The 20,843-nt window shown below is 64.2% G+C and carries 20 protein-coding genes; 1 reads left to right on the top strand and 19 read right to left on the bottom strand.

What is annotated here, in order from left to right; genetic code table 11:
• Positions 1-169: 169 nt before the first annotated feature.
• The 14 genes from Y708_RS0102265 to pyrR all read right to left on the bottom strand — a co-directional run bounded on the left by Y708_RS0102265 (position 170) and on the right by pyrR (position 15,543).
• On the bottom strand, positions 170-595 hold the full coding sequence (locus Y708_RS0102265; protein ID WP_028278660.1) for a hypothetical protein: 426 nt from the start codon (positions 593-595) through the stop codon (positions 170-172).
• A 104-nt stretch (positions 596-699) separates the two neighbouring features.
• Complete coding sequence (locus tag Y708_RS0102260; protein WP_343212945.1) at positions 700-2,808, bottom strand: primosomal protein N'; 2,109 nt, start codon at positions 2,806-2,808, stop codon at positions 700-702.
• A gap of 68 nt (positions 2,809-2,876) precedes the next feature.
• Entirely contained in the window at positions 2,877-4,091 is a 1,215-nt protein-coding gene (gene metK / locus Y708_RS0102255; protein ID WP_028278658.1) for a methionine adenosyltransferase, read from the bottom strand.
• A gap of 75 nt (positions 4,092-4,166) precedes the next feature.
• Entirely contained in the window at positions 4,167-5,381 is a 1,215-nt protein-coding gene (gene coaBC, locus Y708_RS0102250) for a bifunctional phosphopantothenoylcysteine decarboxylase/phosphopantothenate--cysteine ligase CoaBC (RefSeq protein ID WP_028278657.1), read from the bottom strand.
• A 19-nt stretch (positions 5,382-5,400) separates the two neighbouring features.
• Complete coding sequence (gene rpoZ, locus Y708_RS0102245) at positions 5,401-5,661, bottom strand: DNA-directed RNA polymerase subunit omega (RefSeq protein WP_028278656.1); 261 nt, start codon at positions 5,659-5,661, stop codon at positions 5,401-5,403.
• Positions 5,662-5,695: 34 nt separating this feature from the next.
• Positions 5,696-6,265, bottom strand: coding sequence for a guanylate kinase (gene gmk, locus Y708_RS0102240; RefSeq protein ID WP_028278655.1), 570 nt, complete (start codon positions 6,263-6,265; stop codon positions 5,696-5,698).
• A 13-nt stretch (positions 6,266-6,278) separates the two neighbouring features.
• Complete coding sequence (gene mihF / locus Y708_RS0102235; RefSeq protein WP_028278654.1) at positions 6,279-6,614, bottom strand: integration host factor, actinobacterial type; 336 nt, start codon at positions 6,612-6,614, stop codon at positions 6,279-6,281.
• Between the two features lie 121 nt (positions 6,615-6,735).
• A complete protein-coding gene (gene pyrF / locus Y708_RS0102230; protein ID WP_028278653.1) occupies positions 6,736-7,581 on the bottom strand; it encodes an orotidine-5'-phosphate decarboxylase in 846 nt (281 codons plus the stop codon).
• Positions 7,568-10,882: a carbamoyl-phosphate synthase large subunit gene (gene carB, locus Y708_RS0102225; protein WP_028278652.1), complete on the bottom strand. Its 3,315-nt coding sequence runs from the start codon at positions 10,880-10,882 to the stop codon at positions 7,568-7,570. The genes pyrF and carB overlap by 14 nt, the downstream gene beginning before the upstream one ends.
• Entirely contained in the window at positions 10,883-12,103 is a 1,221-nt protein-coding gene (carA, locus tag Y708_RS0102220) for a glutamine-hydrolyzing carbamoyl-phosphate synthase small subunit (protein ID WP_028278651.1), read from the bottom strand.
• Positions 12,094-12,627: a PH-like domain-containing protein gene (locus Y708_RS0102215; protein WP_028278650.1), complete on the bottom strand. Its 534-nt coding sequence runs from the start codon at positions 12,625-12,627 to the stop codon at positions 12,094-12,096. The genes carA and Y708_RS0102215 overlap by 10 nt, the downstream gene beginning before the upstream one ends.
• Positions 12,618-13,946, bottom strand: coding sequence for a dihydroorotase (locus tag Y708_RS0102210; protein WP_028278649.1), 1,329 nt, complete (start codon positions 13,944-13,946; stop codon positions 12,618-12,620). Before Y708_RS0102210 ends, Y708_RS0102215 begins: the two co-directional genes overlap by 10 nt.
• On the bottom strand, positions 13,943-14,956 hold the full coding sequence (locus tag Y708_RS0102205; RefSeq protein ID WP_028278648.1) for an aspartate carbamoyltransferase catalytic subunit: 1,014 nt from the start codon (positions 14,954-14,956) through the stop codon (positions 13,943-13,945). The genes Y708_RS0102210 and Y708_RS0102205 overlap by 4 nt, the downstream gene beginning before the upstream one ends.
• Entirely contained in the window at positions 14,953-15,543 is a 591-nt protein-coding gene (gene pyrR / locus Y708_RS0102200) for a bifunctional pyr operon transcriptional regulator/uracil phosphoribosyltransferase PyrR (RefSeq protein WP_155853634.1), read from the bottom strand. The genes Y708_RS0102205 and pyrR overlap by 4 nt, the downstream gene beginning before the upstream one ends.
• 97 nt (positions 15,544-15,640) lie before the next feature.
• Here pyrR and Y708_RS22350 point away from each other — a divergent pair, with 97 nt between their 5' ends.
• Positions 15,641-16,900, top strand: a complete 1,260-nt coding sequence (locus Y708_RS22350) for a PrsW family intramembrane metalloprotease (RefSeq protein ID WP_081746430.1) — start codon at positions 15,641-15,643, stop codon at positions 16,898-16,900.
• 24 nt (positions 16,901-16,924) lie between these two features.
• On the opposite strand, the gene nusB is transcribed toward Y708_RS22350, so the two are convergent.
• The 5 genes from nusB to aroC form a co-directional block, all read right to left on the bottom strand.
• Positions 16,925-17,335 (bottom strand): transcription antitermination factor NusB, encoded by a 411-nt coding sequence (nusB, locus tag Y708_RS0102190; RefSeq protein ID WP_028278646.1) that lies wholly within the window; start codon positions 17,333-17,335, stop codon positions 16,925-16,927.
• Positions 17,332-17,895, bottom strand: coding sequence for an elongation factor P (gene efp / locus Y708_RS0102185; RefSeq protein ID WP_028278645.1), 564 nt, complete (start codon positions 17,893-17,895; stop codon positions 17,332-17,334). Before efp ends, nusB begins: the two co-directional genes overlap by 4 nt.
• Positions 17,896-18,004: 109 nt before the next feature.
• On the bottom strand, positions 18,005-19,096 hold the full coding sequence (gene aroB / locus Y708_RS0102180) for a 3-dehydroquinate synthase (RefSeq protein WP_028278644.1): 1,092 nt from the start codon (positions 19,094-19,096) through the stop codon (positions 18,005-18,007).
• Positions 19,086-19,643: a shikimate kinase gene (locus tag Y708_RS22345; RefSeq protein ID WP_035774997.1), complete on the bottom strand. Its 558-nt coding sequence runs from the start codon at positions 19,641-19,643 to the stop codon at positions 19,086-19,088. Before Y708_RS22345 ends, aroB begins: the two co-directional genes overlap by 11 nt.
• Complete coding sequence (gene aroC, locus Y708_RS0102170) at positions 19,643-20,842, bottom strand: chorismate synthase (protein ID WP_028278643.1); 1,200 nt, start codon at positions 20,840-20,842, stop codon at positions 19,643-19,645. The genes Y708_RS22345 and aroC overlap by 1 nt, the downstream gene beginning before the upstream one ends.
• Position 20,843 lies beyond the last annotated feature (1 nt).

The raw sequence follows: 20,843 nt of genomic DNA, 5'->3' as shown, positions 1-20,843 counted from the left end.
GGCTGCCGTCAAGGAGCTGAGTGACCCGGCGCGCTGGCGGGAGGCGTCCCAGGCAGGGGTGCGGCAGGCATCAACGTACTCCTGGAACGCCTCGGCCCGGCAGCTCCTGGACGCCCTTGAGCAGGCAGTTGACATCCATGGGATGCGACGTCCGGCCAACCGGTGAGGTCTATTCTTCGCTGAACAACGTCTCAGCGCGGAGGAATTCCTCAGCTGCCGCTACTGCTTCAACGAACGCGTCCTCATCGGTCCTCGAGCCCCTCGGGGACCGGGGCCGCCACTCATGCGGACTGGAGTGGACGGTGACAAAGCCGGTGGCTGGCGGCGCGTAGTAGATGGAGAAGCGCTGCACCGGCCATTCGGCGGGCGACGTGGGCGCCACGAGCACCGCCGCGTGCAGGGAGACGTTGACCCACTGGGCAAGCGGACGGCGGTGGTCGCGGACAAAAATTCCATCCGCGTGGTGGGAGGTTGCCGCAGGCCCAAACTGCGCTTCGTGTCTGATCCGCCACAGTGCCAGCAGCGGCCCGCGGTAGCGCACCCAACCGTCCGGCAGTCCAGCGCCGTCGTCCTTGCCTGCCCGGCTGTGAGGCATCAGTCTCGCCTAAGCCGTCGTGCCGGGCACCGCGCGCCGCCTCATGGTCATTCCAACATAATAGGGAATTCCCGCCGCCGGTGGGACATGCCAGATCACACCCGCTAGATCAAACCTGCAAGATCACAGCGTACGTGCACGGGTTCGGTGGTGCGTTTGGCGGACAGTGCTGCTTTCCGGCCACTCAGCGCTTCCACCACGTTGGCGGCATCCCGATAGGCAAAGAACAGGAGTATCCGCTTCCGCATGAGCCCTTCGGCCTGCTGCCCCGGCTGCTGCACCGGCTGTCCGTATGCTGGGGGCACCGGAACGGGTCCCACGATGCGCTGAAACCGGCTGGCCTCGATCCCGGCCATGAAGGCGTCGAGAGCTTCGGCCGAACCGGTCAGCGCGGCAAACCTCACGGCGGGGGGCAGTCCCAGTTCCTGCCGGGTAGTGAGCTCGCGGCTGGCGGCACCGGGGGGATCCCACCGCACCAGGTGTCCTGCGGCGGCATCGTCATCGGCTGTAATGACCACCACCCCGCCCTCGGACGCCGGCCGCGCCAGGACTGCGGCATTGAACCATCGCCGCAGTGTGTCTTCCCCCGCTCGAAGCGACTCCCTGCTGAGCATGGCATTCCCGTCCAGCAGGATCACCGCGGCATAGCCGTCCTGCGCCACCGGTTCGGCTCCCGGAGTGGACACCACTACGCGCGGCGAATCATCCACGGAATCCACAACGTGGTCACCCGCCGAGGAAATCACCACCGCTCCGGGAAAAGCCCGGCCGAGCTCTTCAGCCGTCCTCATGGCTCCCGACACCGGTCCCCGCAGGCGGGCACTGCCGCAGTTGAGGCAGTGCCAAGCATGTTCGGGGCGCCCGCACCACCTACACGCGGGCGCGGCGCCCCTGCCCTGCTGCGCGAGTGGTCCTGCGCACTCGGAGCACCGGGCGGGCTCACGGCAATCCTGGCACGCCAGGGCCGGCGAATAGCCGGTCCGGGCAACCTGCAGCAAAACGGGACCGCGCGTCAGTCCCTCGCGTGCCGCAGCCCACGCCGCATGCGGAATCCGCGCCTGGTTGGCCAGCGGGTCGCGGGCCAGATGGAACGAATCGGCAGTGTGAATAACCCGTGGGACAAGTGTCCGCACTGCTGACCGGTGGGCCTGCAGCGGCTGCGCCCAACCTGACTCGACCAGCCGCTGCGACTCGGTGCTGCGCGACACCGACGCGACCAGGGCGGCACAGCCCTGCAGCTCTGCACGGAGCAACAGCACCTCCCGGACATGCTGATAGGGAGCGCGCTGTTCCTGATGGAGGTCATCGCCGTCATCCCAGAGACACACCAGGCCAAGGTCCCTGACCGGAGCAAAGGCGGCCGAACGCGTTCCAATGGCCACGCGCACGTCTCCGTGCACCAGCCGCAGGAAACTGCGATAGCGCGGCGTCGGGCCATCCTCGGCCGTCAGCCGGACAAAGTTCTCAGGACCAATCCGGCGCTCAAGTGCCGCTTCAACGCGCAACAAATCGCGTTGATCGGGAACAACGACGACGGCGCCGCGTCCCGCGTGCCACACGGCACCCACCGCATCGGCAACCTCCTCCGGCCAGGCTGCCGTACCGTAGCCGCCCAGACTGGTGAGGACGGCGCGCGGGTTGCGCCCGGTACCCAGATGCCGGAGAAAATCCTCACCGTGCCCGTAGCGGGCAAAGCTGCTGACCGCGGGGTCCGCTGCGGGTTTGCCGGGAGCCGTTGGTGGGATAGCAAGAGACGGGCCGCCGCCACACGGAAATTCTTTCTCCACCCTCGCAACGCGCGGCGGTACAGCCACTCTCAGGACGTCGCTGACGCATCCTGCGTACCGGTTGGCCACGGCCCGGGCCAGTTCAAGAATCTGCGCTGTGAGGACTGGCTGGCTGGAGATCACTTTCGACAGCGGAATTAACCGTGCGGAGCTGTCCGAGGAGTCTGTGCGTGCCGTGATGAAAGCGGCGTGCTCCTTGCCCGCGAAGCGTACCTTGACCCGAGCACCCGGAACCGCCTGGTGCTCCATCTCAACGGGAACTACGTAATCAAACGCCCGGTCAAGGTGGGGCAGCGGCGAATCAATCAGAACCCGGGCAATGGGATTGTCCGCAGCGGCTGACAGTGCGTCCGCCGGGCGCCGGGCCTCAGGGAAACCCTGCAGCAACGACTGTTGAATGCCCTTCATCTGTCGCCCGCCGTCCACGTCATCTCCCGTATTCGGCAGTGGAAAGGGCGCAGCCCTCGCAGTGCCGCACGCTGCCTGTCCGCTCCCTACGCGTTGAAGTAACTTTTCAACGCCTCGACACGGTCCGTCAGCTCCCAGTTGAAGCCCTCCCCCTCGCGCCCGAAGTGACCGTGTGCGGCCGTCTTCTGGTAGATCGGGCGCAGGAGGTCGAGCGCGTTGATGATCCCCAGCGGCCGAAGGTCAAAGATCTCACTGATCGCGGTGCCGATCGACACGGGATCCACCCTCTCAGTACCAAAAGTCTCAACATAGATGCCCACCGGCTGCGCCATGCCAATGGCATAGGCGATCTGTATTTCCGCACGCCGTGCAAGACCCGCCGCCACAACATTTTTGGCAACCCAGCGCATAGCATACGCGGCTGAGCGGTCAACCTTTGACGGGTCCTTGCCACTGAACGCGCCACCTCCATGACGGGCCATGCCGCCGTAGGTGTCCACAATGATCTTCCGCCCGGTCAGCCCGGCATCTCCCACGGGGCCGCCAATCACAAACTCGCCGCCGGGGTTGAGGATGTGCCGCACGTTGGACACATCAAGAGGTGAGGACCGCAGGACCGGATCGATCACGTGCGTCACCAGGTCCGCCCGCAGCCGGTCCAACCCGATTCCTTCTTCATGCTGGGAGGAAATCACCACCGAATCAACCGATACGGGAATGTCGCCGTCGTACCCGATGGTGACCTGCGTCTTGCCGTCCGGGCGCAGGTAGGCCAACGTGCCGTCTTTTCGCACGTTGGTCAGTTGTTCGGAGAGGCGGTGTGCAAGCCAGATGGGGGTGGGCATGAGAACTGCCGTTTCATCGCTGGCGTAGCCAAACATGATGCCCTGGTCTCCGGCCCCCTGGGCGTCATAGGGGTCCTGACCCGTGCCCTGCCGGGTTTCCAGGGAGGTGAACACACCGGAGGCGATCTCGGGGGATTGCTGTCCGATGGATACTGAAACGCCGCAGCGTGCGCCGTCGAACCCGTTGGCTGATGAGTCATAGCCGATGCCCAGAATGGTCTCCCGGACAATTTCCGGGATTTCCACGTACGCCTCGGTTGTCACCTCTCCGACGACGTGGACCAGCCCGGTGGTGACCAGGGTTTCCACCGCCACCCGCGAGTTGGGATCGGCCGCAATGAGGGCATCCAGGATGGCGTCGCTGATCTGGTCACAGATCTTGTCCGGGTGTCCTTCGGTCACGGACTCCGAGGTGAACAGGCGGAGAGGGGAACTGGAGGTGTTGGCTGAATTCACGTGATCACTCTACTTGCTTCGGCGGGAGGGCTGGCTGGTTCCATGACCGTGCGCTACGCGTCCGGTCGCAGCGGATCAACTATGCCCGGACAATTCAGCGGCAGCCCTCGCAAGGACTGCCTCCGCAATGGCCAGCTTGCTGCCGCTTACCTGTTCTGGTTCGGCGCCGCCGGCCGCAAGGATGGTCACGGCGCTGCTGTCCTTTCCGAACACCAGGGAATTTCCGACGGTGTTGAGGACCAACAGATCGCATCCCTTACGGGCAAGTTTTTGCATGGCGTGCTCCAGTGGGTCTCCGTCGTCATCGCCGGTCTCGGCGGCAAATCCAACGATCACCATCGGCCTGGCACCGCCGGTGCGCTGGCCGACGGCTTCCCGCAGGATGTCGGGATTGCGGACCAGCCGGATCACGGGGTCACTGCCGTCATCGCGCTTCTTGATCTTGTGGCCCGATACGTCCGCGGGACGGAAGTCCGCCACCGCGGCAGCCATGACCAGCATGTCCGAGTCGACTGCGGCGGCCAGCGTAGCCTGACGCAGCTCCGCGGCAGTCTCCACGGTGATGCGTTCAACGCCGGCTGGCGCCGGCACCTCGACGTGGGCTGTGATCAAGCGCACGCGTGCACCGGCGGAGAGCGCCGCGGTGGCCAGGGCCATCCCCTGCTTTCCCGATGACCGGTTGCCGAGGAAGCGCACCGGATCCAGCGGTTCGCGGGTGCCTCCGGCAGTGATCGTCACGGTGCGGCCCTCCAGCGGAGAACCCGCCCGAGGGCAGGCAGCCATTACCGCCGCGAAGATGTCTTCGGGTTCGGGCAGCCGCCCAGGACCGCTGTCCGCCCCCGTGAGCCTGCCGGTGGCCGGCTCCATCACCACGGCGCCCCGGCTCCGCAGCGTGGTGACGTTTGCCATGGTGGCGGGATGCGACCACATCTCCGTATGCATGGCCGGCGCGAAAAGCACCGGTCCGCGTGCCACCAGGAGTGTTCCTGTCAGAAGGTCGTTGGCCATTCCGGCTGCGGACCGCGCAAGCAAGTCTGCGGTGGCCGGTGCCACCACAACGACGTCCGCTTCCTGACCCAGGCGGACGTGGTTCACCTGGTCGACGGCGTCAAACACGCTGGTGCTCACGGGGTTTCCCGAAAGCGCCTCCCAGGTGGCGTTTCCCACGAACCTGGCTGCTGCCTCTGTGGGGATGACAGTGACATTGTGTCCGGCTTCGGTAAACAAACGAAGGAGGGACGCCACCTTATAGGCGGCAATCCCTCCTCCGATACCAAGGACTATGCGCACGTTGTGGTGCCCCGGCTGTTTACTCGGAGGCTTCCATGGGTGCGGAAACGAGCATGCCCTCATTGATTTCACGCAGCGCTATCGACAGCGGCTTCTCGTTGAGCCGGGTGTCCACCAGCGGACCAACATACTCGAACAGTCCCTCATGCAGCTGCGAGTAATAGGCATTGATCTGGCGCGCGCGCTTGGCACCATAGATCACCAGGGCATACTTCGAATCCGATGCTTCCAAGAGGGAATCGATCGGCGGGTTGATGATGCCTTCGGGCTGAGTTGACACAAAATCTCCAAAATATCGTGAGGAACTGAAGCTTTCAGCGCCTGCGCGCGGCAAGTCCCATCAGTGAAACTAGCTCATCTGCTGCACGTTGAACGTTGTCATTGACCACTGTGTGGTCGAATTCCGGTTCGGCAGCAAGTTCCAGTTTAGCGGTTTCCAGCCGCTGCTGCTGCTCATGCTCTGTTTCGGTGCCGCGGCCCACCAACCGCCGCACCATTTCATCCCAGCTGGGAGGGGCCAGAAAGACAAAATTCGCCTCCGGCATGCTCTCCTTGACCTGCCGTGCTCCCTGCAGATCAATCTCCAGCAGGACCGACTTGCCCTCTGCCATTGCCGCATTGACAGCACTCCGCAGCGTGCCGTACCGATTCCTGCCATGAACCACTGCCCATTCAAGCATTTCACCTGATTCGACCAACTGGTCGAAGTCAGACGCGGACACAAAAAAGTAGTGGACGCCCTCCACCTCGCCCGGCCGTGGTGGCCTGGTGGTCGCTGAAACGGACAACCACACCTCCGGATAGTTGTCCCGAATAAAGGTGGATACAGTTCCCTTGCCCACAGCCGTTGGGCCGGCAAGCACTGTCAGCCGGGGCTGGCGCACGTGTGTGTCCTCACTACTGGCTTCGGCCAGGATTCTCTTGTGTCAAATGCTCGATCAGTGCCCGGCGCTGGTGCACACCAAGCCCACGGACCCGGCGCGTTGGGGCTATACCCACCGTGTCCATGATGCCCGCGGCCCGTTTGTCTCCAACTCCCGGCAGGGCCTTCAGAAGATCCACAACCCTCAGCCTCCCTACCGCCTCATTGCTGGAGCGGCCGTTGATGACCTCGCCAATGGTAATATCACCGGATTTGAGCCGGGATTTCAGCTCCGCCCTAATCGCACGGGCCGCGGTTGCTTTCTCCCGCGCTTGGGTGCGTTCACTTTCGGTGAGAGGCTTCAGGCTCACAAGTGCTCCCCTTGCAGTTGAAAACGGTCGGCAATGCACCGGCAGTCGCGGATCTTGTGGAATGGGCTTCCACTGAACCTATCTGCTGGGACTGCGAAAAATCAATCCAATGGTGCGCCGTTCACTCAGCAGGCTGAAGTTCCTGCTGAGTCTCTGCTACCGCGCGCCGCAGGCCATTGACCGTTGGCCCGGCAGCAAGGATGCCCCGGCTGGAGCTGGGGAGCACCAACGGTGCCGCTGCGCCGAACGTTTGCTGCAACTCAGCCCGCCCGGCCCCCTGCGCGCCGAGGCCGGGCGCCAGGATAGGCCCATTGAGTGATTCCAGGTTCAGACCGAGCCGACGGACGGCGGTGCCAACAGTCGCGCCTATAACAAGCCCCACCGAACCCAGCGTGTGCAGGTCCCTGTTCTCCGCCGCCGCGGCGTCGGCGATGATCCGGGCTACCGACTCTTCGCCGCCCACGTGCTGCACTGCCGCCCCTTCCGGGTTGGACGTCAGTGCAAGGACAAACACTCCACGGGCGTTCTCGGCGGCGACGGTCAGCGCCGGCCGCAGCGACTCAAACCCCAGGTACGGGCTGAGTGTCACCGCGTCCGCCGCCAACTGGGAACCGTCCCGCAGCCAGGCCTCCGCATAGCCCTGCATGGTGGATCCAATATCCCCCCGCTTGGCATCCGCGATGGTCAGGAGGCCGCTGTCCGCCGCTGTCAAGAGCAGCCGCTCGAGCACCGCGAAGCCCCGCGAACCGTGACGCTCAAAAAGTGCCACCTGCGGTTTGATCACGGGCACAAGCCCGGCAACGGCTTCGAGTACGGTGAGGGAGAACCGTTCCAGCCCGGCTTCATCGTCATTCAGACCCCAAGCGCTCAGCAGTGATGGGTGCGGGTCGACGCCTACGCAAAGGCTCCCGTTGCGTCGGACTGCCGCGGCGAGCCGCTCCCCGAATCCCCGTCTAGCCTGCGGCATCGCGGGCCTCGGTGGCCTGCCTGAGATTGGCGGCATGGTCCTGAAGACTGGTCACCGACCATTCAAAGGAGCGCATGGCCTCAATGGCCTGGACCGCTGCCCCGACCTCCGGCACTGTGGTGATGACCGGCAGGCCATAAGAGGTAGCCGCGGCCCGAATCTCATAGCCGTCACCGCGGGCCTGGCCTCCGGACGGTGTGTTGATAATCATGTCGATGGTGCCATCGGTGATGAGGTCCACCACTGTCCCCTCCCCGTGTTCACCGGCGCCTTCGGCTACCTTGCGAACAGTGGTGGCGTGAATGCCGTTCCTTCGAAGCACATCCGCAGTACCCCCGGTGGAAAGAATTTCGAATCCGAGGTCCACCAGCCGCTTTACGGGCATGATGATTGAGCGCTTGTCCCTGTTGGCCACCGACACGAAAACGCGGCCCTCTGTGGGCAGCGCGGCATTGGCGGCCGCCTGACTCTTGGCGAACGCAGTATCAAAATACTTGTCGATACCCATCACCTCACCGGTGGAACGCATCTCCGGACCCAACAGGGAATCAACAACCTGTCCCTCGGGTGTACGGAACCGGCTGAACGGCAGTACCGCCTCCTTGACTGACACCGGTGCATCCAACGGCAGGGTGCCGCCGTCGCCTGTCTCCGGCAGGATGTGGTGCACGCTGCGCAGGTGCGCAACGCTGACGCCGGTGCCTATCAGGGCAGCGGCTTTGGCGAGTTGCACGCCCGTGGCCTTGGACACGAATGGCACGGTGCGCGAGGCCCGGGGATTCGCCTCCAACACGTACAGCACGTCGGATGCCAACGCGAACTGGATGTTGATCAGGCCCCGAACCCCAACCCCCTCAGCGATGGCGAAGGTGGCGGTGCGGACCCGCTCCAGCACATCGGCACCCAGGGTAATTGGCGGGAGCACACAGGCGGAGTCGCCGGAATGGATTCCAGCCTCCTCGATGTGCTCCATGATGCCACCGAGGTACATGTCCTTGCCGTCGTACAGCGCATCCACGTCGATCTCGATGGCGTCCTCCAGAAAGCGATCGATCAGGACCGGATGGTCAGGGGTGATCTCCGTTGCATTGGCGATGTAGCGGGAGAGGTTCGGCTCGTCATAGACGATCTCCATCCCCCGGCCGCCCAGTACATAGGATGGACGGACCAGGACGGGATAGCCGATCTCGTCGGCGATCTTCTTGGCATCCTCGAACGAGACAGCGGTGCCGTTCTTTGGGGATATCAACCCCGCGCGGTCGAGCACCAGGCTGAAAGCACCGCGATGCTCGGCCAGGTCAATCGCGGCCGGTGAGGTTCCAAGGATGGGGATACCGGCGTCGGCCAGTTCCTGCGCGAGCTTCAGCGGGGTCTGCCCGCCGAGCTGTACGAAGACTCCCATGACCCCACCGGTGCGCTCCTCGGCTGCAATAACCTCGAGCACATCCTCCAGGGTGAGCGGTTCAAAGTAGAGCCGGGTGGAGACGTCATAATCCGTTGACACGGTTTCCGGGTTGCAGTTGATCATCACCGTCTCATAGCCGGCTTTCCGCAGGGCCATGGTGGCATGGACGCAGGAGTAGTCGAACTCGATTCCCTGGCCAATCCGGTTGGGACCTGAGCCCAGGATGATGATGGATGGTTTGGCGTGCAGCCCCACTTCGTCCTCTTCGTCATACGAGGAGTAGTGATAGGGCGTGTACGCGGCAAACTCCGCGGCACACGTGTCGACCGTCTTGAAGACCGGCCTGATTCCGAGGGCGTGGCGCACACCCCTGACCACGGCCTCCTGCGTGTGGGTCAGGGCGCCGATCTGCTCGTCCGAAAACCCGTGGCGTTTGGCCAGGCGGAGTATTTCAGGCGTTAACGCCGGCGCCTTGCGGATTTCCGCAGACACTTCGTTGAGCAGTACCAGCTGGTCGAGGAACCAGGGGTCAATTCCGGTTGCCTCGTACAGTTCCTCAATGGACGCGCCGCCCAGGAGCGCGCGCTGCACCTGGGACAGACGTTCCGTGGTGGGCCGCCTCGCGGCCTGGATCAGTTCAGGCACGTCGAAATCGTTCACGCTGGGAAAGGTCAGCTGCGAGCCCTTTTGCTCCAGGGAGCGCAGCGCCTTCTGGAGGGCTTCGGTGAAGTTCCTGCCCATTGCCATGGCCTCGCCGACCGATTTCATGGTGGTGGTCAGCGTGGGATCCGCGGCCGGGAATTTCTCGAAAGCGAACCGCGGGACCTTCACCACCACGTAGTCCAGGGTCGGTTCAAACGACGCCGGGGTCTGCCGCGTAATGTCGTTGGGGATCTCGTCCAGCGTGTACCCAAGTGAGAGCTTCGTGGCGATCTTGGCGATCGCAAAGCCGGTTGCCTTGGAGGCGAGTGCGGAGGAGCGGGAAACGCGCGGGTTCATTTCGATGACGACGACGCGGCCGGTGTCCGGCTCCACCGCGAACTGGATGTTACACCCGCCGGTGTCAACGCCGACTTCGCGGATCACCGCGATGGAGATGTCGCGCAGCCGCTGGTACTCACGGTCGGTGAGAGTAAGGGCCGGCGCCACCGTGATCGAGTCGCCGGTATGCACGCCCACCGGATCCACGTTCTCAATGGAGCAGACAACCACCACGTTGTCCTTTTTGTCCCGCATCATCTCAAGCTCGTATTCTTTCCACCCGAGGATGCTTTCCTCGAGGAGCACCTCGGTGGTGGGGCTGTACTGCAGTCCCTGGCCCACAATGCGGCGGAGGTCCGGCTCCGTATAGGCGAGCCCGGATCCGAGTCCACCCATCGTGAAGGAAGGACGAACCACCATGGGGTAGCCAAGGTCCTCGGCGGCAGCCAGAGCTTCGTCAATGGTGTGGATGATTTTCGATCGGGCCGATTCGGCGCCGCACCGTGCCACCACGCCCTTGAACTTCTCGCGGTCTTCACCGAGCTCGATGGCGGCGATGTTGGCGCCGATTAGTTCAACACCGTACTTGTCCAGCACACCGTTCTTGTCCAGGGCAATTGCGGTGTTCAACGCGGTCTGCCCGCCCAGAGTCGGAAGGAGGGCGTCGGGACGCTCCTTCTCGATGATCTTGGCGACCACCTCGGGGGTGATCGGCTCCACGTAGGTGGCGTCGGCAAACTCGGGGTCGGTCATGATCGTGGCCGGATTGGAGTTGACGAGGATGACCCTCAGGCCTTCCTCCTTCAGGACGCGCAAGGCCTGGGTGCCGGAGTAGTCAAACTCGGCGGCCTGGCCTATGACAATGGGTCCCGATCCGATGACGAGGACACTCTTGAGGTCGGTTCTGCGGGGCATCTAATTGTTTTCCTCATCGTTTATGCTCGTGTTCAGGTCCGCGGCCGGTGCGGCGGCGACTGCCGCCATCAGGTCGATGAACCTGTCAAAAAGATAGGCCGAATCATGGGGGCCCGCTGCCGCCTCCGGATGGTACTGGACCGAAAACGCGGGAATGTCCAGGCAGGCAAGACCCTCAACGACGTCGTCGTTGAGGCTGACATGGCTTACTTCCACCCTGCCGAAACGGGACTCAGGCGCCTGCACCGGGCCGTCCAGTGGAGCATCCACCGCGAAACCGTGGTTCTGGGAGGTGATTTCCACCTTGCCGGTGCGCCGATCCATCACCGGCTGGTTGATCCCGCGGTGGCCGTAGCGCAGCTTGTAGGTTCCAAAACCGAGCGCGCGGCCCAGGATCTGGTTGCCGAAACAGATCCCGAAGAACGGGATTCCTGCGTCAAGTACCTTGCGCAGCAGCGCAACCTGGGTATCGGCGGTGGACGGATCGCCTGGTCCGTTGGACATGAAGACGCCGTGTGCGCCGGTGGCGGTGACGTCGTCGTACGTTGCGTTTGCCGGCAGCACCACGGTGCGCACGCCGCGCTGCGCAAAGTGTTTGGGCGTCATTGTCTTAATCCCGAGATCCAGTGCGGCCACCGTGAACCGCGGCTCACCCTCCCAGCCGTGATCCGACGGCTCCACGGCGTACTGGACGTCGATGCTGACCTCCTCGGCCAGCCGCGATCCCTCCATGGAGCGCTGGGACTGCACCTCGGAGAGCAGCTCGGCGTCTGATCTGGCCGCGGCCTCTCCTGAGAAGATCCCGGCTTTCATGGTTCCGCGTTCGCGCAGGTGGCGGGTGATGGCGCGCGTGTCCACACCTTCGATTCCCACCACTGATTGTTCGACCAGCTGGGCGTCGAGACTCATTTCCGAACGCCAGTTGGACGGCCGGCGGGCGGCCTCGCGCACAATGTACCCGGCCACCCAGATGCGCCGGGACTCGGCGTCGTCCTTGTTGACGCCTGTGTTGCCGATGTGGGGCGCTGTCTGAACCACCAACTGGCGGGCGTAGGAAGGATCGGTGATTGTCTCCTGGTAACCGGTCATGCCGGTGGCGAATACCGCCTCGCCCAGGGCGGTCCCCCGAGCCCCGTAGCTCCTGCCACGGAACAGGCGTCCGTCCTCGAGGACAAGCACCGCTGAATTAGCTGTATTAGACGGGTTCCGGGTCACTGTGATTCCTTGGTTGTAGGGTCTGCTGGATCTGATGGGTCTCGCTGCTGGATCAATGTGCCGAGGGCGGCGAGCAGGGGGGCCGCCTCTGCTGCATACCGGGTCCGGAAACCGGTGTCGAGCAGCGTGCCGTCCAGTTCCCAGGTCACCACCACCAGGCCATCCTTCTCGACAAACTTCCCGGCCATGCCGCGCTCCACCCTGACCCGGCGGAGGTCTACGCCGGGAATATAGGTGTCGGGACCCGCGGTGCGGTCAAACAGTAGTCCATGGTCGTAGACCGCCGCTGTTGCCACGGCCTTGACGCCGAGCCCATGCACGGTGATCCGGTCAAGCCAGTCCCCCGCCGTTGTGGTGACCACGTACTGGCCCTCGGCTGCGTACAGCGGCACTCCGGGATTCGCCGGGCTGCCCACGGGCTCAGCGAGCGGTCCCTGCCGACGGAGACGGTTCCTCCATCCCAGCGCCATGAGGCCCACCAGCAGGAGGATGGCCAGTACGGAGAGCACGACGGCGACGATCACATCCATGCGGAATCCTCCACTGCGCTCGGGTGGGGCGTATTCAGCATGCCGTCAAGGACGGTGGGGTGCCCACGAAAAAAGGTTGCCTGTACCGCACCTGGAAGCTCCAGCCCGGCGAAGGGACTGTTACGGCCCTTGGTTGCCATTTTATCCGGAGCCACGGTCCACCGTGCGGCAGGGTCGACCAGCGTGATATTCGCCGGTTCACCGGCGGCCAGCGGCCTGCCCTGGCCGCCCACGCGCCCAATTTCCGCTGCACGGCTGGACGTCACCCGGGCGAAGTCAGCCCAGTTCATCAACCCGGTTTCGATCATTGAGTGCTGCACCACCGAGAGCGCCGTTTCAAGCCCGGTCATACCCATCGCCGCCTGCGCCCATTCGCATTCCTTGTGTTCGGATGGATGCGGCGCGTGGTCCGTCCCGACTATGTCAATAGTGCCGTCCGCCAGCGCCTCCCGCAGCGCTGTCACGTCCTCGGCCGTCCGAAGCGGCGGGTTCACCTTGTAGACCGGATTCCAGCTGTGGACCAGGTCATCGGTCAACAGCAAATGGTGCGGCGTGACTTCTGCCGTGACATTGATTCCACGTCCTTTGGCCCAGCGGATGATCTCCACCGACCCGGCGGTGGATACATGGCAGACGTGCAGCCGGGAACCCACGTGCTGTGCCAGCAGCACGTCGCGGGCGATGATGCTCTCCTCTGCCACGGCCGGCCATCCAGTGAGTCCGAGGACGGCGGACACGGCCCCTTCGTTCATCTGTGCGCCGGCGGTCAGCCGTGGCTCCTGTGCGTGCTGCGCCACTACGCCGTCGAATGCCTTGACGTACTCAAGTGCCCGCCGCATCAGGACGGGATCGTGGACGCAGAGCCCGTCATCGGAAAAGACACGGACCTGGGCGCGGGAGTCTGCCATGGCTCCCAGCTCGGCGAGTCGTTCTCCCGCGAGCCCCACTGTGACAGCGCCCACCGGACGAACCTCCACCCAGCCGGCCCGCCGGCCCAGGCTGAATACCTGCTCCACGACACCTGCCGTATCCGCCACGGGCATGCTGTTGGCCATCGCATGGACGGCAGTGAAGCCACCGAGCGCCGCAGCCCGCGTTCCGGTTTCCACTGTCTCGGCGTCTTCACGTCCGGGTTCCCGCAGGTGGGTGTGAAGGTCCACCATGCCGGGAAGTGCCAGCAGTCCGTCAGCGTCAAGAATTGTCGCTCCGGCCGCGCTCAGCGAAGCGCCGGTTTCCATAATGCGGCCATCAGCCACCAGCAGATCCGCGTGGCTGCCGTCCGCCATTGCCGCATCCTTGATGATGTACTTCACGCTCATGCTGGGTTCTCCTGAAGAATTGGGGTGGGTATCCGGCCGGGCTCGCCGCTGCTGTCGCCGGACAACAGCAGGTAAAGCACCGCCATGCGCACTGATACACCGTTGCGCACCTGCGCCAGAATGGTTGACCGCGGTGAATCAGCCGCTGCGGAGGAAATCTCCAGCCCGCGGTTCATCGGTCCCGGGTGCATGATGACGGTGCTGCGCCCCCCCGCTGCGTCCAAGGTGGCGAGCCGGGCGTCGTCGAACCCCCAACGGCGCGAGTACTCACGGGTCGAGGGGAAGAACGCGGCGTTCATCCGCTCCCCCTGGAGCCGGAGCATCATCACGGCGTCCGGTCCGGATTGCAGCACCTCATCGAGGTTGTAGTTGACGCGGCACGGCCACGAGTCCACGCCCACGGGCAGGAGGGTGGGTGGCGCCACGAGCGTCACGTCCGCCCCCAGTGTTTTCAGTAACCACAGGTTGGAGCGGGCCACCCGGGAGTGGAGCACATCCCCCACGATGGCGACCGACATTCCGCGCAGGTCACTTCCTCCGGGACTGGTTCCGGCCAGTGCGGCCCAGTGACGACGGAGGGTAAAGGCGTCCAGCAGCGCCTGTGTGGGGTGTTCATGGGTGCCGTCTCCGGCATTGATGACCGCGGCGTCTATCCAGTCCGACGACGCGAGCCGCGCCGGCGCCCCTGAGGCCCAGTGACGGATGACCACTGCGTCCGCGCTCATGGCCTCCAGAGTCTGGGCGGTGTCCTTGAGTGACTCCCCCTTTGACACGGAGGATCCCTTGGCCGCGAAGTTAATCACATCCGCAGACAGCCTCTTGGCCGCTGCCTCGAAGGATATCCGGGTGCGGGTGGAATCCTCGAAAAAAAGGTTCACCACCGTGCGTCCGCGCAGGGCGGGCAGCTTCTTCACCTCCCGTTCGCCAACGGCGGCCATCTCTTCCGCGGTGTCGAGGATCAGGATGGCATCGCCGCGGCTCAGGTCGGTCGTCGAGAGCAGGTGCTTCATGCTGGGCCCTCGATGACAACCTCGTTCACCGGGCGCCCGTCCATTGAATCGACTTCACCGATCCGCACGCGAACTTTCTCGGCGGATGATGTGGGAAGGTTCTTGCCAACGTGATCAGCCCGGATGGGCAGCTCGCGGTGGCCGCGGTCCACCAGAACCGCCAGCCTGACGATACGCGGGCGCCCCAGATCCACGATTGCGTCCAGCGCGGCCCTGATGGTCCGGCCGGAATACAACACGTCGTCCACGAGGACAACAACCTTGTTGTCAATGCCCGACGGCGGCAGTTGGGTTGGTCCGGGGGGACGGGTGGGGTGCCGCCTCAGGTCATCGCGGAACATCGTGACGTCAAGCTGGCCAACGATTGAGGAGGGATCGACCGAGGAATCGGTCTGGGCGATCCTGTGGGCGAGCCGCTGCGCGAGCGGGAAGCCGCGTCTCGGAATGCCCAGCAGCACCAGGTCTTCGGTGCCTTTGTTCGCCTCGAGGATTTCATGGGCGATGCGGGTCAATACCCGTTCGATATCGGCATCAGTGAGTACCACGCGTGAGGCCATCTGGCCTGACTGGACGGTGGGCACAATCATGTGACGCTTCCTCCTTCCCCGCCTCACAGGACGGCATTTAAAGGTTGGCTGCGCTGTCCAAGCTACCACAGCAGTCGCCGACCCTTATCCTGTGTGCATGACTATGAACAGTCCCCACCAGGACCGCCCTCAGACACACGGAGGCGGCGGGCTGTGGGCAGAAGGGTCAGGCAATCGGCCAACTCCACAATGGGACGGCGCGCTGCCCATCCAACCGGTCTGGGAGCGGCCGGTGCGCCGGGGCCCGGGCGTGCTGAATGCACTCCTGATGATCGGCGCCGCGCTGGTGGTGGTTGCCGTGGCACTGCTGCTAGCCATGATGCTGGGTCCCGGAGCGCTGCTGCTTTGCGGTGTGCTGGCCTTGGTTCCGCTGACCATCTGCGTCCTCGGCATCCTCTGGATTGACCGTTGGGATCCCGAACCGCGGGGCGCCCTGCTCTTCGCTTTCCTCTGGGGCGCCGGAGTCTCCGTGGCCGTGACGCTGCTGCTTGGAATGTGGGTCACGGATCTGCTGGGGCTGGCCCTGGCAACAACAGCTCCCGACGTTATCGGCCCGGTGTTCCAGGCGCCCCTCGTGGAGGAAATCGCCAAGGGCCTGGGCGTCCTGATTCTCGTGTACTCCCGCCGCAGCCACTTTGACGGCCCGGTGGACGGCATTGTCTATGCCGGGGCGGTCGGCGCTGGATTCGCCTTCACCGAGAATATTCTCTACTTCGGTTCCGCGGTGGCCGATTCGGGCGGCCTGGGCAGTCTGGGCAGCCTGCTGACCGTATTTGTCATGCGGGGACTCTTCTCGCCGTTTGCCCATGTGATGTTCACAGCGGCGTTGGGGCTGGTGGTTGGAATAGCCGCGGCGAAGGGCGGGGGCCGTCGGATCATTCCCGCTTTCCTGTTGGGGCTGGTTCCGGCCATTGCCGGCCACATGCTCTGGAACGGCGGCCTCGTGGTTCTGTTCACCGACTTCTTTGTGTTCTATTTCCTGATCCAGGTCCCGTTGTTCGGGGCGGCCGTGGCGGGTGTGCTCCTTCTGCGCCGCGCCGAACGGCGGCTCACCGAGCACCGGCTCGGCGAGTACGCTGCCGCGGGGTGGCTGACTCCGCAGGAGGTCGGCATGCTCGCCACGGCCGCAGGGCGGTCACAGGGACTGGACTGGGCGGGCCGCTGCGGGACCCGCCCGGTCATGCGCGACTTCATCCGGTCTGCGACACGCCTCGCGTTCACCCGCCAGCGCATCGTGTCAGGGCACCACGTTGAGCTGAACAGCGCTGTCGAACAGAAACTGCTCTGGGGGTTGACCGGCACCCGGCAGCATCTGCTCGCGGCGATGCACCCGGCGGACATCCGGAAGCGGGTGTAAGAGCACGCGCAAGGGCGTGTGCTCTCAGGCCAGCAGCGTGGGCTTCAGTTGCTGCAGCCGTCCCAGCAGCCCATTGATGAAGGCCGGCGACTCATCGGTGGACAGCATGGTGGCCAGTTGCACGGCTTCGCTGACGGCCACGGAGTCGGGGACGTCGTCGTTATAGAGCAGTTCCCAGGCGCCCACCCTGAGGATCATCCGGTCAACGGCCGGCATCCGTTCCAGGCTCCACCCCTGGGAGTATGTGGTCAGGAACTCGTCTATCTGCTCCGACTGGGCAACCACGCCTTCAATGATCTCCACGGAGTATGAGGCGATGATCATATCCGTCTTCTCACGGCGGCCCTGGAGCGCTTCCACCGCTGTCACAGAGCGCTGCTCGGCTTCGAACAGGATGTCTAGCGCGCGCCGTCGGGCCTTACTGCGGGCACTCACTCGTTGACGCGTCCCAGGTAGTCGCCTGTGCGGGTGTCGACTTTGACCTTGGTTCCGGTCTCAAGGAACAACGGAACCTGGATTTCATAGCCGGTTTCGACCGTGGCCGGCTTGGTGCCGCCGGTGGAGCGATCGCCCTGCAATCCGGGCTCCGTGTAGGTGATCTCAAGGACCACCGACGGCGGCAGCTCAAGGTAGAGAGCGGAACCCTCATGCATTGCAATGGTTGCCATCTGGCTTTCCAGCATAAAGTTCTGGGCGGCTCCCACTGTGTTGCCGGGGACGGTGATCTGGTCATAATCCGTGGTGTCCATGAAGACGAAGTCTTCGCCATCCTTGTACAGGTACTGGTAGTCCCTGCGGTCAACGGTCGCGGTCTCGATTTTCAAACCGGCGTTGAAGGTCTTGTCGACTACTTTGCCGGACAGGATGTTGCGAAGCTTGGTGCGTACAAAGGCGCCACCCTTGCCCGGCTTGACGTGCTGGAACTCCAGGACGTTCCACAGGTTGCCCTCGAGCTTCAGGACAGTGCCGTTCTTGATGTCATTCGTGGTGGCCACGGATTCTCTTTCGTCGATTGACTGATTGCCGCAGGACGCGGGCATTGTCCGCTTGGGCCTGAGGGCAAAAGACCAGTGATCAGTCTACCCTGACCCGGCAACCGGTCCCTTAGCCGGCAATTTCCTGATATGCGGCGAACAGGAGCGAAGTATCCGGCACCTCGAGGATTCCAGGCTTGGCGACGTCGTCGAGCACTACAAAGCGCAGCAGGTCACCCCGCGATTTCTTGTCTCTCCGCATACCATCCAACAGTGCAGACCAGCGGTCCCGCCGGTAAGTCACCGGCAGTCCCAGCGACTCGAGAATGCGGCGGTGCCGGTCCGCAGTGTCATCGCTGAGCCGACCGACCATTCGGGAGAGCTCTGCCGCGAAGACCAAACCGACCGACACCGCAGCGCCGTGCCGCCAGGAGTAGCGCTCAGCAAGCTCAATGGCGTGGGCAAGGGTGTGCCCGTAATTGAGGTACTCCCGGTTCCCGGTCTCCCGCAGATCCTCCGAAACGACAGCAGCCTTCACAGAGATGGCGCGCTCCACCAGTTCCCGGAGAACGGGTGATGACGCATCGCCCACCTCGTCCGTGTGGGATTCGATCAGGGTCAGGATCTGAGGATCGGAGATGAAACCGCATTTGACCACCTCGGCCATTCCTGCGATGAGCTCATTTTTGGGCAGGGTGGCGAGGGCGTCCATATCGGCCAGGACTCCGGCCGGTGGATGGAAGGCGCCCACCAGGTTCTTGCCCTCAGCGGTGTTGATACCCGTCTTTCCCCCCACCGCTGCATCCACCATCCCGAGGAGTGTGGTGGGGATGTGCACCACCTTGACGCCACGGAGCCAGGTCGCAGCGACAAATCCCGCCAGGTCCGTCACAGCGCCGCCGCCCACAGCCACGATGGCATCAGACCGGGTGAAGTCATTCTGGCCCAGCACCTGCCAGCAGAAGGCAGCCACCTGGATGTGCTTGCCCTCTTCGGCATCTGGTATCTCGGCCGTCACCGCCGTGAAGCCGGCGCCGCCAAGTTGTTCGCGCACGGTGTCACCGGTTGTCCTCAGCGCCCGGGGATGGACCACCAGGACGCGCCGGACCCGTTCCCCCAGTAGAGGAGCCAGGCGGTCAAGCAATCCGTTGCCCACAACCACGTCATAGTTGTCGGCAGGTTCCCGCCCGGTAACCCTGATGGTAGTCGGTTCACTTGCCATTGGCCGTGGTCCCTTCATTGTTTGTGGTGGTAATTTCCAGACGCTGAGCCAGGACTTCCGCCAGGTTCCCGATGCTTTGGCCGCCCGTCTGAAGGATGATGTCGGCGAGACGTTCGTAGAGTGCATGACGCTCGGCGTGCAGGCCCGACCACCGGACGGCTGGATCGCCCGCCAACAGCGGCCGCGCCGCGTCCCCGATTATCCGGGGAAGAACCGTCTGAAGGTCGGCGTCGAGGTAGACCACACAGCAGTTCCGGAGGACCCGTTGAGTGGCCGCGTGGAGTACGGCTCCGCCTCCGAGGGAAACAACCACGGTCCGGTCCGCCGCTCCAACTGCCTCGGCTATGACCTGTGCTTCAATCTTCCTGAAATACTCCTCACCCCGGGAGGCGAAGATCTCCGTGATGGCTCCGTGCCGGTCAACAATCAGTTGATCCGCGTCTACAAAGTCGAGACCCTTCATTGCGGCATAGGCCCTGCCAACGGCGGATTTACCGGATCCCATCATTCCAATCAGCACCACCGGGCGGTTGCCGGCAACGGGCATCAGCGCCCGACCGTATCGAGGGATGCAGGGATATTGTCGAGGTAGGCCGTGAGGTTCCGCAGCGTCTCGGCAACCGAATCGCCGCCGAATTTCTCAGTCACTGCTTCAGCCAGCACCAGCGCAACCATCGCCTCAGCCACCACTCCTGCCGCCGGCACAGCACAGACATCGGAGCGCTGATGATGCGCTCTGGCGGCATCCCCGGTGCTGACATCAATGGTCCTCAGCGCGCGCGGCACGGTGGCGATCGGTTTCATCGCCGCCCGTACCCGCAGGACGTCGCCGATGCTCATTCCGCCCTCGATTCCGCCCGCCCGGTTGCTAGTGCGTGCTATGCGTCCGGAGGGATCGCGGACGATTTCGTCGTGTGCCGCGGATCCCCGCCGTCCCGCGGTTTCGAAGCCGTCACCGATCTCCACGCCCTTGATCGCCTGGATCCCCATGAGTGCCGCGGCCAGCCGTGCGTCGAGCCGCCGGTCCCAGTGCACGTAACTTCCCAGTCCGGGCGGCAGCCCGTAGGCGAGAACTTCCACCACTCCACCCAGGGTTTCACCCTCCTTGTGGGCGGCATCCACCTCGGCGACCATAGCGTCGGAGGTTTCCCGGTCGAAGCACCGCAAGGGATCCTGATCCAGGGCGAGGACGTCTGTGGGAACCGGCAGCCGGGAACCTTCGGGCACTGCCACAGAGGCCACAGCAACCGTGTGGCTCACCAAGGTAATGCCCAGCGCGTCAAGGAACTTGGCGGCCACCGTACCGAGTGCCACACGGGTAGCTGTTTCGCGCGCGCTGGCGCGCTCCAACACCGGGCGGGCCTCGTCAAAGCCGTACTTCTGCATACCGGTGAAATCGGCATGCCCGGGGCGCGGTCTGGTCAAGGGAGCGTTGCGGGCAAGATCGTCCAGTTCGCCGCGGTCGACCGGATCGGCGGACATCACCTGTTCCCATTTGGGCCACTCGGTGTTTCCAACTTCGATCGCCACAGGACCACCCTGCGTGATTCCATGGCGCACACCACCGATGATGCGCACCTGATCCTGCTCAAACTTCATGCGCGCACCGCGGCCGTAGCCCAGACGGCGGCGAGCAAGGGCAGACTGGATCATCCCGCTGTCTATACCGACGCCGGCGGGCATGCCTTCAATGATTCCAACCAATGCAGGGCCATGGGATTCTCCGGCCGTCAACCAACGCAACATA

Origin of the sequence: Arthrobacter sp. H5 (genome assembly GCF_000520595.1) — a bacterium.
Classification (GTDB): Bacteria; Actinomycetota; Actinomycetes; order Actinomycetales; family Micrococcaceae; genus Arthrobacter_D.
Note: the sequence above shows the minus strand (reverse complement) of the source record. Positions and strands in the feature narration are given on the sequence as shown.

Bases quoted from the DNA above. Each gene is read 5' to 3' on its own strand.
- aroC (WP_028278643.1), bottom strand. From the start codon at position 20,842: ATGTTGCGTTGGTTGACGGCCGGAGAATCCCATGGCCCTGCATTGGTT.
- Y708_RS22350 (WP_081746430.1), top strand. From the start codon at position 15,641: ATGACTATGAACAGTCCCCACCAGGACCGCCCTCAGACACACGGAGGC.
- Y708_RS0102210 (WP_028278649.1), bottom strand. From the start codon at position 13,946: ATGAGCGTGAAGTACATCATCAAGGATGCGGCAATGGCGGACGGCAGC.
- Y708_RS22345 (WP_035774997.1), bottom strand. From the start codon at position 19,643: ATGCCCGTTGCCGGCAACCGCCCGGTGGTGCTGATTGGAATGATGGGA.
- pyrR (WP_155853634.1), bottom strand. From the start codon at position 15,543: ATGATTGTGCCCACCGTCCAGTCAGGCCAGATGGCCTCACGCGTGGTA.
- aroB (WP_028278644.1), bottom strand. From the start codon at position 19,096: ATGGCAAGTGAACCGACTACCATCAGGGTTACCGGGCGGGAACCTGCC.
- Y708_RS0102215 (WP_028278650.1), bottom strand. From the start codon at position 12,627: ATGGATGTGATCGTCGCCGTCGTGCTCTCCGTACTGGCCATCCTCCTG.
- Y708_RS0102205 (WP_028278648.1), bottom strand. From the start codon at position 14,956: ATGAAGCACCTGCTCTCGACGACCGACCTGAGCCGCGGCGATGCCATC.
- Y708_RS0102265 (WP_028278660.1), bottom strand. From the start codon at position 595: ATGCCTCACAGCCGGGCAGGCAAGGACGACGGCGCTGGACTGCCGGAC.
- carB (WP_028278652.1), bottom strand. From the start codon at position 10,882: ATGCCCCGCAGAACCGACCTCAAGAGTGTCCTCGTCATCGGATCGGGA.
- pyrF (WP_028278653.1), bottom strand. From the start codon at position 7,581: ATGCCGCAGGCTAGACGGGGATTCGGGGAGCGGCTCGCCGCGGCAGTC.